This window comes from Methylovorus sp. MM2 (genome assembly GCF_001648895.1).
In the GTDB taxonomy this organism is placed as follows: domain Bacteria; phylum Pseudomonadota; class Gammaproteobacteria; order Burkholderiales; family Methylophilaceae; genus MM1.
The window spans coordinates 190,793-205,510 of sequence record NZ_LXUF01000001.1 but is presented as its reverse complement, the minus strand read 5'-3'; the positions used below and the strand labels follow the sequence as shown (position 1 = coordinate 205,510).

Here is a 14,718-nt window from a genome sequence, read left to right as displayed (position 1 = left end):
AATGCAGGTGACTTAGCATCAAGCCAAGGTAATGAAGGTTTCAAAATCCTTAACCGTTAAAGGTTTGGCAAACAGATACCCTTGCGCATAATCACAGCCAGCGGCAAATAGCAGATCGCGTTGCTCTGCCGTCTCAACCCCTTCAGCAATCACCTTAATATTGAGCTTATGTGCCATCACGATAATCGCCTCACACAAAACATGATCCTCTGAGTTAGAAGTCAGGTTACGCACGAAGGATTGGTCTATCTTAAGGTAATCAATATCGAATTTCTTAAGGTAGGAAAGTGATGAATACCCTGTGCCAAAATCATCCAGAGACACTTGCATACCGACATCATGAAAAGCCAGCAATTTCTCTCTGACAATATCACTGGCATCCATCAACAAACTCTCTGTAATCTCTATGGAGATGCTTTGCCCGCTCAAGCCCAACGCTTTCAGCGTACTAAACCAATCGATGTTCGACTCATTCGCCTGATATAACTGCACGGGAGAATTATTAACACTAATCTGGAAATGAGGATGATGTGATTCACGCCAGCGTTTGACGGTCATCGCAGCCTGCTCGAATACAAAATTCCCCACATCGATGATCAACCCGGTCTCTTCCGCAATCGGGATAAATTCAACAGGGCTTACAAGTCCACGGGTAGGGTGTTGCCAGCGCACCAGCGCTTCGGCTTTATGTACTAGCCCGGTAGTAAGATCAATGATCGGCTGGTACACCACAAATAGCTGGTTACTCGATACGGCAGTACGAAGATCGTTGGCGAGCCGCATTCTTGTCTGGGCTGCCTCCTGCATGGAGCGGGTAAAATAATTATAACGATTGCGGCCCTGCGATTTTGCAGAATACATGGCTTGGTCTGCATTTTGCAGCAACCCCTCGGCGCCTATCGCATCATGCGGATACAGCGTGATACCGATACTGACAGAGACATAAATCACTTCACAATCAAGCTCAAAGGGTTGGGACAACTTGTGAAGAATATCCTTGGCGATACGATCCACACTGCCCATATCATCCAACTCGCCCAGAATGATCGTGAACTCATCGCCACCGAACCGCGCCACTGTATCAGTCTCACGAACACAACTTAGCAAGCGTTGGGCCGCTTCTTTGAGCAACAGATCGCCGATATGGTGACCAAGCGTATCGTTGACTTCCTTGAAATGATCGATATCCGTAAACATCAATCCAAGAGGAGCACCCGTCCGCTTGGTCTTTTTGATCTCATGCTCCAATCTATCCAGAAGCAGGGCGCGATTGGGTAAATTAGTCAGTACGTCATAATGCGCAAGTTGGCTGATCTGCGCTTCTGCCATCTTGCGTGTTGATATATCCGTATAAGTACCCAGCATACGTATTGGCTGTCCATGCACATCACGACTTATCACCATGCCACGACTCAGTATCCATTTGAGACTACCATCCTGACAACGGACACGATGCTCATGAAAGTAAGTGGGAGTCTGTTTGTTCAGGTGGGCCTGCAAAACAGCCATGGTCTCCTTAAAGTCGGCTTCATGAATCAAGAGCTTCCATTGCTCAAAATATTTTTCTGTATCTACATCGTCAAACCCTAATATCTCATTCCAGCGCTTGGATAAAAATACACGGCCAGTCTTTATGTCCCAATCCCATACACCATCACCCGACCCCTCAAGCGCGAACTTCCAGCGCTCTTCGCTCTCGCGTAACTCGCGCGTCATGGCGTTGGCCACGACGATTGCGCGGCTACGACCAGTCGTCAGCAACCATGTCAGCCAAGCCAGTAAAAAACTCAGCGTCGTGCCGGTAAAGGCAATAAAATGCGCCTTCTCTGTATCAAGCTGGGCTTCAAACAAAGGTAGAGATTGCACCACTAGCGTCCAGTGATGACCCACGACTTCCATCTGTCGAGTGGCCTTGAGTAAAGGCGAATGCTTAAGCATCACTTTAGACATATCAATGGATTCATACATCTTGGTCTTTTTTGATACTTCATCACCATCATAAATCTGCACAGCTAAGTCAGATGCACGCTCGCCCCCCAAGCCATCCATCAAATCAGCCATTCTGAAAGGTGCATCGACCCAGCCAAGTGTATGGGCACGACGCTGCGCTACCGTATTAACCGTAGCCCCTTTTTCATAGAAGGGTAGATACATGACGAACGCCGGTACTTCAGCTGCATTGTCAGCATCCTGCACCAGTTTGATCTTGCCGGAAATGATCGCGATGCCTAAATCGCGTGCCTTATCCATCGCCGGATAAGGTTCGGGTTTCGAATAGATATCGAACCCGAATGCCTTTAGGTTAGCGCCCGTAAAAGGCTCCATATGGGTTATCGGCACATACACGGCTCGCTTACCCGCAGGTTTGATGTCATAACCGGGATAACCCTGACTGCGTATCTGCCTGACATGCTCAGATTTTTCTGCATAGGGAACAATCGTAGCGATACCCACACCGTGAATACCAGGATAATTCTCATCAAGTTTCAGTGCAGCAACATATTGTTTGAACTCGTCACGTTCAACCATCTGAGAAGCAGACAGTAATCCCTGAACTCCACGCAATACCTGCTCGTAAGTCGACATACGCTGTTCAATAAGGCTAATGGTATCGCGTACGCGAAAATCGAAATGCGCTTGCAATTCGCTCATTGCTGCTTTATTTGCGCTATGCCACAAACCATAAGTAGCACTGAGTAATACCATGAAGATAAAACAAGAGAGTAAAAATGAGCGCAACCTGCTCTGCACAAAAAGCAGGCGCTTCTTTTTTAGGAAACTAGTTTCCAACTGCAGATAATCATCCTGATTAGGCACGCTCATCTATGCCACCTTTTATCAACACCTCTAATTAGAGTGGGGTTGCGAGCGTCAAGCACCGGAATGACATCGCAAGGATCAAAAGTATTCTGGTAAATTCTACACCATCTTGATAAAACTAATTGATTTCATATAGATACCGAATTACACGCTGATTTACTTCTATTAAAACTCCTTAAATCAGCTGAAAAACCAAGCCCGCCTGCACATTATTATTAAAATCGTCATAAAAAATTCATCAAACAATCACACATGTGTGCAGGGCAAACTTTATATACTGCAAGCTACCTATTTACTAAAGACAATATAGATGGCCGCCAAGAAAACAGATACAAAAAAGCCTTTGCCAACAAAGTTAACCGAGACTGAAACCGTTACAGCAAAACCGGGTAAGCAAACTACAACAGGCCAAGTAAAAACAGTAGCAAAGAAAACCGTCGCCCATAGCGCCGAAGCAAAGCAGCCAGTAAATCCAAAAAAGATTAAGCCAAAAGAGGTAGATCCAAAGAAACCCCAGCTAAAGAAACCCAAGCTGATTCGCGATAGTTACGCGATCCCTTCAGATGAGTATGCCAAATTGCAGCAACTGAAAGAACGATGCTTAGCGAAAGGACAAACAGTCAAAAAGAGCGAGCTATTGCGGGCTGGTATATTGAAACTGGCAGCCATGAGAGATACTGAACTATTGAAAATCATCGCCAGTATAGCGAGCAGCAAAATCGTAGTACCGCCTAAGTCTTAACTCCCTATGCCCTAAACCCTAAGCTATAAGGTAGTCTCGCTATAAACTGAATACATACAATGCTCCCCCACCTGGGGCAGCATTGTATTGTGATAATTCACGATAAGCACCCGCAGTGCCTGCGCCGTCGGAATCAGCAGTCAGCCCCAAGTTAAGGGCGATGCCCGCCCAACCACCAATACCAGAGAACACCGCGACATATTGTTTCCCGTGATGGGTATAGGTCATAGGGTTGCCGATGATGCCGGAACCCACTTGAGCTTTCCAAAGTAACTTGCCACTTTTGGCATCCAATACCTTGAACCATCGATCAAGCGTGCCATAAAAGACAAGATTTGAAGCCGTTGCCAAGACCCCACTCCAAGGCGTGAATTTCTCGCGGTTATACCAAACAGATTGCCCTTTGAGGCCATCCCAAGCCATAAAACCACCCATCACCCCATCAGGGCCTGGGAACATCGTGATGCTAGCCCCAGCCCATGGTTGACCTGCAACGTATTTGGCTTCTGCCGCTTCATAGGTCATGCATAGGTGGTTAAGCGGTACATAAAACAGATGGGTCTTCGGAGAGTAGGCAGATGGTTGTATGTTCTTTGCTCCAATTGCAGCAGGACAAATGCCTTGCACTGCATTATCTTCATGGGTTGAATAACGCCCATCTTTCTGCGGCACACCAGTAGTAAGATCGATGCTCGTTGCCCAGTTCACAAAAGGATGCATTTTCTTGGCCACCAGTAATGTTCCGTCAGCGCGGTTGAAGGTATAGGCGAATCCATTGCGATCAAAATGTGTAGCCAGTTTTCGATGATGATCATCCCAAAGAATGATCTCATTCACGCTATCGTAATCCCACTCATCATGGGGAGTCACTTGGTAACCCCACTTCGCCATACCCGTATCAAGGTCACGCGCAAAAATAGTCATCGCCCATTTATTGTCACCGGGGCGTACATCAGGGTTCCATACGGAGGGATTGCCCGTACCGTAATACATCAGGTTTAATAGAGGATCATAAGAGAACCAGCCCCACACAGGGCCGCCGCCATGCTCCCAGCCCTGCTTGAGCGCTTGTGGTTTTAACCAGGTACGCACGCCAAGCTCAGCTTCAGGATAGGTCAGTTTGTCTTTTGAGAATGCTCTGAATGAACCACCCTCTCGATTACCCCCATTCACATCCTCATACACTGCTAGTGCGCTGTAATGCGGATTCGCCTGATTGAAACCGGCTCCTATCAGCACATCACTATCTGGCCCTGTACTATAGGCTCTCCAAGCCAGTGATCCATCATGGATATCATAGGCTACGATAAAACAACGAATCCCAAATTCCCCACCACTACAACCGGTTAACACCTTATCTTTGAACACATGCGGCGCATTCGTATTCGTCGCACCAGTCTTAGGGTCGGTCACTTGAACATGCCAAATCAACTGGCCAGTTTTTGCATCCAGTGCCACCAGAACCCCATCGTTTTGCTGTAAGAATATCTTGCCATCCCCATACGCCAAACCACGGCTCACGCTGTCGCAACACAATAATGCTTGTATGATGGCGTCTTGCTTGGGGAAATATGACCACGCTATCTTTTGATGATTGTTCAGATCCAAGGCATAGACATTATTAGGAAAAGCCGTATGCACGTACATCAGGTTGCCGACCACCAAAGGCGCACCTTCATGCCCACGATTAACACCCAGAGCAAATGTCCAAGCGACCTTTAGCTGATTAACATTCTGCTGATTGATTTGCTTGAGACCGCTATATCCCTGATTGGCATAATCCTTACGTTGACTTACCCACTGCGCATCATCCTTCATTAGCACAGCTAATGCATCTTTTGCATAAGCCGGTATAGCGCATGCCGGCCCTATCAAAAGGCATAGCCAAGCAAGGCTACTGTTTAACATAGCTTTAGTGAATATCGATTTGAGGTCGATCAAGATAATTGGAAACTGCAGAATAATGACTTATGTGTCAACATCACTGGCATCGGCCATTATTGAAAGATCCATGTAACTTATACCAGCCATCACCGGGGCGAACCTGCGAGCAGATGATCTTTGAGTTGACTTTGCTTTGCCATAAAAACCAAGGTGCAGGTGCTGCAGATAGAATCTGTGAATCCACCATCAACATGAAACAAAGCAAAATAAGAAAAAACCTCATGAATCTGCCAGACGTCTTTAACCAAAGCGTTATTCTAGCAGTGACATTCAACGAGGTTTTTACTTATTTAAGCTAGTTATTAAAGCTAATTCTCTAACTCTAGAGCAGAACTAAAAGCCAGCGCGCTTAAATTATTTGGCGCCACTACGTAACCATGCGATGACTTTTAATACTTCATCAGGCGTCATGCCATTATCTGCGTCTGTGGGATCCATCAGACCCTTGCCTTTTGCACCCATCCCACCATTCGTTCCATGCCAGATAGTCTCAAACATCCCTTTGTCGGTGGCATTCTTTGCATAATGAAAATTTGGCCCGACTAAACCTGGGCCTGTCTGACCTTGCGCATTACCACCATGGCACTGCGTACATGAGTAGAGCTGGAATACCTTTTTACCGCGAGCGGCGGCTTCTGCGTTCCCAATATAAGGATTATTCCCCGTTTCCAAAAATTTCTTGGATTGATCGGTATCAAAAAGCGCCGCATCGATCTTCATCGGCTTACCTTCTTGCGTATCGACAAATTGCACTGGTGCAGCATAAGTAGCACTAACAAAAGATAATGCAGTTGTTACTAAAAATAGGGTGATTAGTTGCTTCATTTTACGCTCCTGTCAGGTTCTTCAATCAACGAACACAAACAGAGCATAAATGATGGAATCCCCATCAAATATAGGATTTCTTCTTAATCATTTGTAAGAAAAGACTGATGGGTAAACAGCAAAAACAAGCTTTAGACTACCTTGCTAGCCATCGCCTCCCCAAGCACAATAGGTTTTTGCGCATGCCATGTAGCATCGAAATGCAGCGTATCTTTCTGGAACAGCATCACTACTGTTGAGCCAAGCAAGAAGCGTCCGATTTCATCTCCCTTTTTAAAGATCAATGATTGATCCTGATATTGCCACTCACGAATCACTGAACTGCGTGGCGGATTCACCACACCATGCCATACAGTAGCCATGCTACCCACGATCGTTGCGCCCACCAGCGTTAAAACAAATGGGCCATGCTCAGATTCAAACACACAAACTACACGCTCATTGCGGGCAAAGAGTCCCGGCACACCGCGCGCCGTTGTCGGGTTCACCGAGAACAATGCTCCCGGAATATAGATCATACGAACCAAGCGCCCATCGCATGGCATATGAATACGATGATAATCTTTAGGGCTAAGGTATAAGGTAGCAAAACTACCATGCTCAAATTGAGCAGCTAGCGCAACATCACCCCCTACAAGTGCAGTGGTTGAATATGCATGTCCTTTAGCCTGAAATATCTGATCTTGCTCAATGGCACCGAATTGACTGATCGCCCCATCAACCGGACAAATAAAATCCGCTTCGGCCAATGGGCGAGCGCCAGACTTTAATGCACGGGTGAAAAACTCATTAAAAGTTGGATATGCTGTGACATCAGGATTCGCAGCCTCAGCCATATTGACGCCATAACGCCGAATGAACCACTGAATGACGTTGGTCGTTAACCAGCCAGCTTGAGCGCCGGCAAATTTGCCAGCAAGCACAGTAATCAGTTGCTTAGGTAATACATACTGCGTAATGACTGCCAATCGTTCAAACACGAGGGATGCCTATATAAATTACAGAGAATAGGCATTATAGCAATTCTTAAGCGCCGTCATTTACGAGATGATTATTCCAACCAAATCCAGCATTTATTCCACACTTATAATAGCCACCTATTCCAAATCAAGCGCCAGTCCAATATTGATCAATTATTAAAGGTCAAACAGCCCTAAATATTATTTAGAGGAAATTTCTGAAAATTTAGATGTCAGCTGGTAGCCAATAGCAGTCACTGCTCCATTGATTCCAGCTAGCTAGCACGGACTTTCAAGACAGCACTCAATACACCCGGAAATTTTACTTCAATCTCTGCAATCCTCAACGAATTCATGTGCTCGGTTCCATCAATTACGGTCTCGACGAGCCCCGCGCTCCTCAATATTTTAAAGTGATGAGACATACTGGACTTGGGTCGATTCAGGTCAAGTTCACCGCAGGTCATTTTTCGACCGGTTTTGCCTAACAACTCAACTATTTCAAGACGCGTTGGATCGGAGAGGGCATACATGATGTCCGTGAGCTCTACCTGATCTATGGTGGGATGTTTAATTTTGCGCATGACTGAATTTAACACATGACTTGAAATTATTCTATAGTTCGATTATATTCGAACATTAATACTTATTTCCCAATTGATTTCTGGATTTCTTAAAGGACTTCGCATGTCAGATTTATTTTCAACCTACCAACTTAAAGGCATTACTCTTAAAAACCGGATTGCTATACCTCCTATGTGCCAATATATGGCTGAAGATGGAGTAGTAAACGATTGGCATAAAGTCCATTACGCAAGTTTGGCCCGTGGCGGAAGTGGGCTGGTCATTGTGGAAGCGACGGCAGTTGCCCCGGAAGGACGCATTACTCCTTATTGCCTAGGCCTGTGGAACGATGAGCAGGCAGAAGAGCTGCGTGAGATAGTAAAGTCAATCAAAGATGCAGGATCGGTGCCTGGCATACAGATCGCGCATGCAGGTCGTAAAGCCAGTGCCAATATACCCTGGGAGGGCGATGATCATATTCCTGCAGACAGAGCAGATGCCTGGCAACCCATAGGGCCTTCGGCTATTGCGTTTGGTGGTGACCTTCCAAGAATTCCCACCGAAATGACAGTGGATGAGATAAAGCGTGTTCAACAGGATTTTGTCAAAGCCGCACAGCGTGCTTTTGATATTGGTTTTGAATGGCTGGAACTGCACTTTGCTCATGGGTACTTAGCCCAGAGTTTTTTCTCACCACACTCTAATCACAGAACGGATCAGTATGGGGGCAGTTATGAGAATAGAGCACGTTTCAGCCTTGAAACATTGGCCGCAGTCAGAACAGTATGGCCAGACAATTTGCCATTGACTGCACGGTTCGGTGTCCTCGAATTCGATGGCAAGGATGAGGAAACATTAACCGAGTCTATTAAATTAGTCACCGAATGGCGGCAGAATGGACTAGACATGCTGAGCGTCAGCGTAGGCTTCACCATTCCAGAGACCAATATTCCCTGGGGGCCCGCTTTCATGGCGCCCATAGCGCAACGTGTCAGAAATGAGGCGAAAATTCCTGTGTCTTCCGCATGGGGATTTGGAGCACCGAAGTTGGCCGATGGGGCAATCCGCAATGAGGAACTTGATTTAGCCATGATAGGCCGCGCTCATTTAGAAAATCCTAATTGGCCTTATGAAGCAGCGAAAGTCTTGGGTAAAGACAGCCCAGCATGGGTGTTGCCACCCCCTTATGCACATTGGTTGTCTAGATATAAAAGCCCTACAGCCGATTGATCAATTAAGCTAGTGAATGGGGGATGGTTGGGAATAACCCTCCCTCCTATGTCTGCTTTCGGTCAGAAGCGGACGTCCATCAATTAAGTCCTAAAAGACTTAGCGATTGAATTTGATAAAGACGGTAATCTTGGCTATTACCACGTATGTGGTAATGAATAATCAATTAGCAATTTCCAGTGGTTATAGAAGTGAATTCGTTAAATTTTCTCAGCAATAGCTATCTCCATATAGCTAGCTTTTTCAGCCATTACCTCATCATTATCAGCATGTGAAGCGGCGATTTGTCTGAACTCATCCTGTAACTCAATAAAGGCATCAACCATATCTGGATCAAAATGCTGGGCTCGTCCCTGCAGAATAATCTCAACAGCCTTTTCATGTGGCATCCCTTCTTTATAGACACGTCTACTAATCAGCGCATCGTAAACATCGGCCACAGCCATTAGCCGGGCAGAAATAGGAATATCGTCGCCTGCAAGGCCTTGCGGATATCCGCTACCATCCCATTTTTCCTGATGCCCATATGCGATCTCTTTTGCTAAGGCCAAAAAAGGCACCTCTATGCCTAGCTGTTGCTCAGCATGCTGAATTGAGTCTCGTCCGATCGTTGTATGCGTTTTCATGATCTCAAACTCTTCAGGCTCAAAACGGCCGGGTTTAAGCAAAATACGGTCTGGTATGCCAATTTTTCCAATATCGTGGAGTGGCGCTGATTTGAATAGCATCTCGAGCGTTTTGTCATCATCGAGGAAATAAGCAAATCGAGGATGATGTCGTAATTTTTCGGCCAGTACTTTGATGTAGTGTTGGGTGCGACGAATATGATTGCCGGTTTCGTTGTCACGCGTTTCGGCAAGCGAGGCCATAGCATGTATGGTCACATCTTGAATCGCCATGACCTCAACTGTACGCTTTTGTACTTCAGCTTCAAGAAATTGATTCTGGTCGCGTAAAAAATCCTGTACGCGTTTAAGCTCAAGGTGGGTCTTGACTCTTGCAAGCAGGATAGGTGGGCTGATTGGTTTAGTAATGTAATCGACAGCGCCCAATTCAAGACCATAAGTCTCATCCTCTACCTCAGCTTTTGCTGTGAGAAAAATGATAGGTACATTTCGCGTATTAGCATGGGTTTGTAAACGAGTGCAAGTTTGGTAGCCATCTATTCCTGGCATCATAATGTCAAGGAGAATCAGGTCAGGAGATGGCACCGAATCTGCGATTTGGAGTGCTCTCTCACCGCTGTTGGCGACTTTAACTTTGTAGCTATCTTTAAGAATACCACTCATGAGACTAAGATTATCTGGTGTGTCATCAACGACAAGGATAGTGGGTTTGTCGATATAGGTAGAATCGTTCATGGGATAGCTCCTTTGGTTGTTTGAGCGAGCTCAATTGGGCGTTGTGGGCATATCAAGCGCGATATTCCTTAGGGTGGCAATCTGCACCACATGATTAAGTGCTGTTTCATAATCAAATCGGGCGATGGCACCTTCAAGGGCTGTGAATCGCTCATGATCAGTGGAAGCTCTTAATAAAGCGAAATTCAACTCCAATATGTCGTTGGCTTCGCTATCGTTATCAGCAAGTACGGCGGACAGGCTTCTTAATACTTTGGATAACACTACTTCATCGATCAGGATCGTTTTCTCATCAGAATTTGGAAGGGCAAGCCGAATTGCAGTGACCATCGCCTCTTGCATCGAGGCAAAGATTTCAAGTTTGGATTCGATGGCATCAAAAGAATCTTGTTTATGAATCATGGATTCCAGCTCTCCGGCGAGTTCCTGCAATTTCGTGGCGCCGATATTGCCAGATACAGCCTTTGCTGTATGGGCTGTACGTTCAGCTAGGTCTATATCTTTAGCTAATAAGGACTGCCGGATCACTTCCGCAGTCTTACTTTGACCAACGACATATTTGTTAAGAAGTACTATGTAAAGAGGGGCTTTCCCCAACACACGCTTGAGACCCAATTCAGTATCAAGGCCATCGATTACAGGAATCGTGATCGATATATCTTTAGGTTTGCGTGAACGCTCTTTTTTGGGAGTTTTGGCATTTCTTGGTTTGATCCAGCGCAGCAAAACTGAGAACAAGTCATCTGGGTCGATTGGTTTAGCAACAAAATCACTCATGCCAGCTTCGTCGCAGCGCTGACGATCCTGCTCCATCACATTCGCGGTCATAGCGATGATTGGCAGGCTAGCGAATTTTGGTTGTTTGCGTAACTCGATGGTAGCAGTAATGCCATCCATCACAGGCATCTGCATATCCATTAAAACGGCATCATAGGCTTTATCATTAATCATGCGTATGGCCTGCACGCCATCTTCTGCAATGTCGACTTTGAACCCACCATCTAATAGCAGGCCATTGGCGACTTCCTGGTTCAGTTCGTTATCTTCCACCAACAAGATGGAGGCACCTTTAATGACAGCAAGATCCTCCACCGTGGTCGAAACGTCGCGGGCACTGGAACGAGATTCAGTCTCGGTATCTCCCAGAATGCGGATAGTGGTATCGAACAGCATCGATGCATTCACCGGTTTGATCAAGATATCCTGAAATCCAGCTTTCTCTGCTTCGCGGATGACTTCTTCACGCCCATAGGCCGTGACCATCGCCATGTGCGGTTGACGTCGTATGCGTAGTTTGCGGATATTACGCGCGGTCTCAATCCCGTCCATCAATGGCATGCGCCAATCCAGCAATACCACTTCGAAAGGATCACCGTTACTATCCGCATCAGCGATCATCTCGAGTGCACGCTCTCCGCTCGGAGCTTGATTGACCTTAAAAGTCATGCTTTCAAGCATCTCTTGAAGCACCTGACGAGCAATCTCGTTATCGTCTACGATAAGTATACGGCGCCCACGCAAGTCGGGCTTAGGGATCAAAGGTTTAGATTTGTTGTTGGATATACCCAGGCGTGCTGTGAACCAGAATCGGCTGCCCTTGCCATATTCACTTTCTACTCCAACCTCGCCATCCATCAGAACGGCTAGTTGTCGAGATATCGCAAGCCCAAGCCCGGTGCCTCCATACTTACGACTGGTCGAGGTGTCGGCTTGTTGGAATGACTGGAACAGCTTACCTCGCTGTTCTTCTGTAAGGCCGATTCCAGTATCGCGCACAGAGAACTCAAGAAGGACGTTCTCTTTAGTTTTCTCCAATATGCGCGCCGATATCACGATCTCGCCCTGTTCAGTAAACTTGACTGCATTGTTGGCGTAATTGATGAGAACTTGACCCAAGCGCAAAGAGTCGCCGTTGAGATGATTGGGTACTGCTGACTCTATATCAAATACCAGCTCCAGCCCCTTAGCGAAGGCTTTCTCCGAGATCAGGTTACTGATGTTATCCAGCACTTTGTCCAGCTCGAAATCGGCACTTTCCATAGTCAGCTTACCAGCTTCTATTTTGGAAAAGTCCAAGATGTCGTTGATGATGCCTAAAAGATGTTGGCCGGAGTTTTGTATCTTTTTCACATAGTCGCGCTGGCGAGGTGTTAAGTCTGTTTTGAGAGCCAAATGAGCCATTCCGATGATGGCATTCATCGGAGTACGGATCTCATGGCTCATATTAGCTAGGAAATCCGACTTCATGCGAGTAGCGTCTTCTGCCAATTCTTTGGCGCGGCGGAGCTCAGTGACATCGAAGAACCAACCAAGAATGCATAGTTCGCCGCCATATTGAATATGGAAGTACGAAGCAAGCACCCATATCTTTGCACCATCCTCCCGCACGAGACCAATCGGATGATTGATGACATCCTGTTGATCGGAAAGGTGCTGCATGACTGACTGCAGATCAGTTTCATTCTGATAAAAACGAGCAGGATCTAAACCAACCATGTTGGTCGGGTCAATGCCAAACATATCGGCATACGACCGATTTGCAAAGACAATATGACCACTTTCGCTGCTGGCAACGCGAACTGCAACCGGACTGGATTCCAGCATCAATCGAATCTGTTTCTCACTTTCCCGAACGAGTTTCTCTGCGGCGACCCTTTGAGTAACGTCACGCACTGAGGCACATACGCTTGGGCCGCGCCCACCTAGTGCAGGTAAGAGTGATAGGCTAACTTCCACGGGAAAAGTGCTATGGTCCTTCCGTAACCCGTTTAATTCCTTGCCCTCGCCCATAGAGCGTGAGCCACCTTTAGCAAAAAAACTTTCTCTTAATTGAGAATGGTGGCCTCTTATATCCATCGGCACCAACATATCTATAGACATTCCGAGCATCTCATCTTGACTATAACCAAAGATGGCTTCCATCTTGTTGTTGCAGTGCGTGATTACGCCACCCGCATCAACGACTAACATGCCATCTGGGGCAGAACCGATGATGCTACGATACCAAGCCTCGGTATCTGCGAGCGCTTGCTGCTGTTCTTCCTTGCGTTTCACTTCCTCAAGCATTGCCTGCTTGCTCATTAACAATTCCAGACTGAAAGCTATAACTGGGAGCGCATCTGCCAAGATTTCGGTCTGATAATGCGGCTCATGCAAATAACCAAGCTCGATGACAGCTAAAGTGCCATCGCTTCCGACAACCGGTACGATAGAGACAACACGCGGTACAGTGGAGATGATAGATGATTCGATAAGTACCATATCAGGGCTTAGATCACGACAGGTCACTATCTCGCCAATGAGTGCCGCTTCTCCAATGAGCCCTTCACCTGAATGGAAAGTCTTCCGCTGAGCGGCGCTTATTCCATGGCCTGCAACGAACTCGAATTGTTCTCCAGTTTCATCTCTTATGAAAAAGGCTGCAATATCGGCGCCTAACCATTGGGTCAGATATTTAAGCATTCGTTGGCCAAAAGTGACGTAATCCTCTGCGGCTTGCAACTGCTGAGATAATTCACCGGCCTGCGCTTTGCTAGACAAAATTGTCTCCTTTAGCCTAGCCTCTTCACGAATCTTGCGTAAAGTTAGATTGAAACCACGGGTAACATCAGCAAGCTCTCTGTGGGGACTTTCAGGTAACTCAGAGATATTTCCCTGACCAGTCTCATTGTTATTAGCCAGTTGCATAAGAGCATCTCGGAGCTCCCTGATAGGTTTAAAGATGATTCGTAAGCTAATTAGCAGCAGGAATGTGAGTGTTATTACAATCACCAATGTTTCCATCACTAATCGCTGAGCATTTCTGGCGATTGTGTCATCCAATCGATTGCGCGTGAAAACAATTGTTAATTTTCCGATACGCTCAGTGACATCGTCGATATGAAATACATCTTGGCTGACTACAAGGTCATCAGGTTTTGGAATTTTTTGCGTAGGGAGGATATTGCCATGAACATCCCGTTCCAATGCGGCCATTAACTTGCCATTACTATCATCCACTCGCAGGAATGTGATATCCCGGTTTCTGAATTGCGCGTGCAGAATATTAGTGATAGCGTCAATATTGACTTCCCACATTGGCGTTGCCACGCTTTCAGACACACGCTCAAGTGTGGCATTCTCAGTCACTATAAAATCTTTATTTAACTCTTCCCTAAGTTGGAGATGGCCATAAACTCCAAAGACAGCAAGTACAGCAGTGACCGTTATAATCAGGAGAATTGCCAGTTTGGCTCGAAGTGATCTATTCATAGTTGTTAAAAGTTATGGCTAA

General features: G+C 46.3%; 10 protein-coding genes. 3 read left to right on the top strand and 7 right to left on the bottom strand.

Annotated features, from left to right (window positions below; all coding sequences use genetic code 11):
- Positions 1-18 precede the first annotated feature (18 nt).
- Complete coding sequence (locus A7981_RS00900; RefSeq protein WP_082889169.1) at positions 19-2,823, bottom strand: EAL domain-containing protein; 2,805 nt, start codon at positions 2,821-2,823, stop codon at positions 19-21.
- A gap of 307 nt (positions 2,824-3,130) precedes the next feature.
- Between A7981_RS00900 and A7981_RS00895 the strand changes: the two genes are divergently transcribed.
- Positions 3,131-3,562, top strand: coding sequence for a hypothetical protein (locus A7981_RS00895; RefSeq protein WP_067262714.1), 432 nt, complete (start codon positions 3,131-3,133; stop codon positions 3,560-3,562).
- A 39-nt stretch (positions 3,563-3,601) separates the two neighbouring features.
- Here A7981_RS00895 and A7981_RS00890 read toward each other — a convergent pair whose 3' ends face one another.
- The gene (locus A7981_RS00890) at positions 3,602-5,470 is read right to left on the bottom strand and encodes a methanol/ethanol family PQQ-dependent dehydrogenase (protein ID WP_067266329.1); all 1,869 of its coding nucleotides are present in this window, start codon (positions 5,468-5,470) and stop codon (positions 3,602-3,604) included.
- Between the two features lie 62 nt (positions 5,471-5,532).
- Here A7981_RS00890 and A7981_RS12040 point away from each other — a divergent pair, with 62 nt between their 5' ends.
- On the top strand, positions 5,533-5,805 hold the full coding sequence (locus tag A7981_RS12040; RefSeq protein ID WP_165595524.1) for a hypothetical protein: 273 nt from the start codon (positions 5,533-5,535) through the stop codon (positions 5,803-5,805).
- Between the two features lie 55 nt (positions 5,806-5,860).
- Here the strand turns inward: A7981_RS12040 and A7981_RS00880 are convergent, their stop codons facing one another.
- The 3 genes from A7981_RS00880 to A7981_RS00870 all read right to left on the bottom strand — a co-directional run bounded on the left by A7981_RS00880 (position 5,861) and on the right by A7981_RS00870 (position 7,874).
- Positions 5,861-6,331, bottom strand: coding sequence for a cytochrome c (locus A7981_RS00880; RefSeq protein WP_067262706.1), 471 nt, complete (start codon positions 6,329-6,331; stop codon positions 5,861-5,863).
- Positions 6,332-6,462: 131 nt separating this feature from the next.
- Positions 6,463-7,311 (bottom strand): archaetidylserine decarboxylase, encoded by an 849-nt coding sequence (asd, locus tag A7981_RS00875; RefSeq protein ID WP_067262703.1) that lies wholly within the window; start codon positions 7,309-7,311, stop codon positions 6,463-6,465.
- 254 nt (positions 7,312-7,565) lie between these two features.
- Entirely contained in the window at positions 7,566-7,874 is a 309-nt protein-coding gene (locus A7981_RS00870) for a helix-turn-helix transcriptional regulator (RefSeq protein ID WP_067262699.1), read from the bottom strand.
- 103 nt (positions 7,875-7,977) lie between these two features.
- On the opposite strand from A7981_RS00870, the gene A7981_RS00865 reads away from it, so the two are divergent.
- Positions 7,978-9,084 carry an NADH:flavin oxidoreductase/NADH oxidase gene (locus A7981_RS00865; protein WP_067262696.1) on the top strand — a complete coding sequence of 369 codons (1,107 nt, stop codon included), beginning with the start codon at positions 7,978-7,980 and terminating at the stop codon, positions 9,082-9,084.
- A 200-nt stretch (positions 9,085-9,284) separates the two neighbouring features.
- On the opposite strand, the gene A7981_RS00860 is transcribed toward A7981_RS00865, so the two are convergent.
- Positions 9,285-10,445: a two-component system response regulator gene (locus A7981_RS00860; RefSeq protein WP_067262693.1), complete on the bottom strand. Its 1,161-nt coding sequence runs from the start codon at positions 10,443-10,445 to the stop codon at positions 9,285-9,287.
- Between the two features lie 30 nt (positions 10,446-10,475).
- Positions 10,476-14,696 (bottom strand): response regulator, encoded by a 4,221-nt coding sequence (locus A7981_RS00855; RefSeq protein WP_067262690.1) that lies wholly within the window; start codon positions 14,694-14,696, stop codon positions 10,476-10,478.
- Positions 14,697-14,718 lie beyond the last annotated feature (22 nt).

Coding starts and splice junctions, on each gene's coding strand:
- A7981_RS00860 (WP_067262693.1), bottom strand. CDS start 10,445: ATGAACGATTCTACCTATATCGACAAACCCACTATCCTTGTCGTTGAT.
- A7981_RS00855 (WP_067262690.1), bottom strand. CDS start 14,696: ATGAATAGATCACTTCGAGCCAAACTGGCAATTCTCCTGATTATAACG.
- A7981_RS00895 (WP_067262714.1), top strand. CDS start 3,131: ATGGCCGCCAAGAAAACAGATACAAAAAAGCCTTTGCCAACAAAGTTA.
- A7981_RS00890 (WP_067266329.1), bottom strand. CDS start 5,470: ATGTTAAACAGTAGCCTTGCTTGGCTATGCCTTTTGATAGGGCCGGCA.
- A7981_RS12040 (WP_165595524.1), top strand. CDS start 5,533: ATGTGTCAACATCACTGGCATCGGCCATTATTGAAAGATCCATGTAAC.
- A7981_RS00880 (WP_067262706.1), bottom strand. CDS start 6,331: ATGAAGCAACTAATCACCCTATTTTTAGTAACAACTGCATTATCTTTT.
- A7981_RS00870 (WP_067262699.1), bottom strand. CDS start 7,874: ATGCGCAAAATTAAACATCCCACCATAGATCAGGTAGAGCTCACGGAC.
- A7981_RS00865 (WP_067262696.1), top strand. CDS start 7,978: ATGTCAGATTTATTTTCAACCTACCAACTTAAAGGCATTACTCTTAAA.
- A7981_RS00900 (WP_082889169.1), bottom strand. CDS start 2,823: ATGAGCGTGCCTAATCAGGATGATTATCTGCAGTTGGAAACTAGTTTC.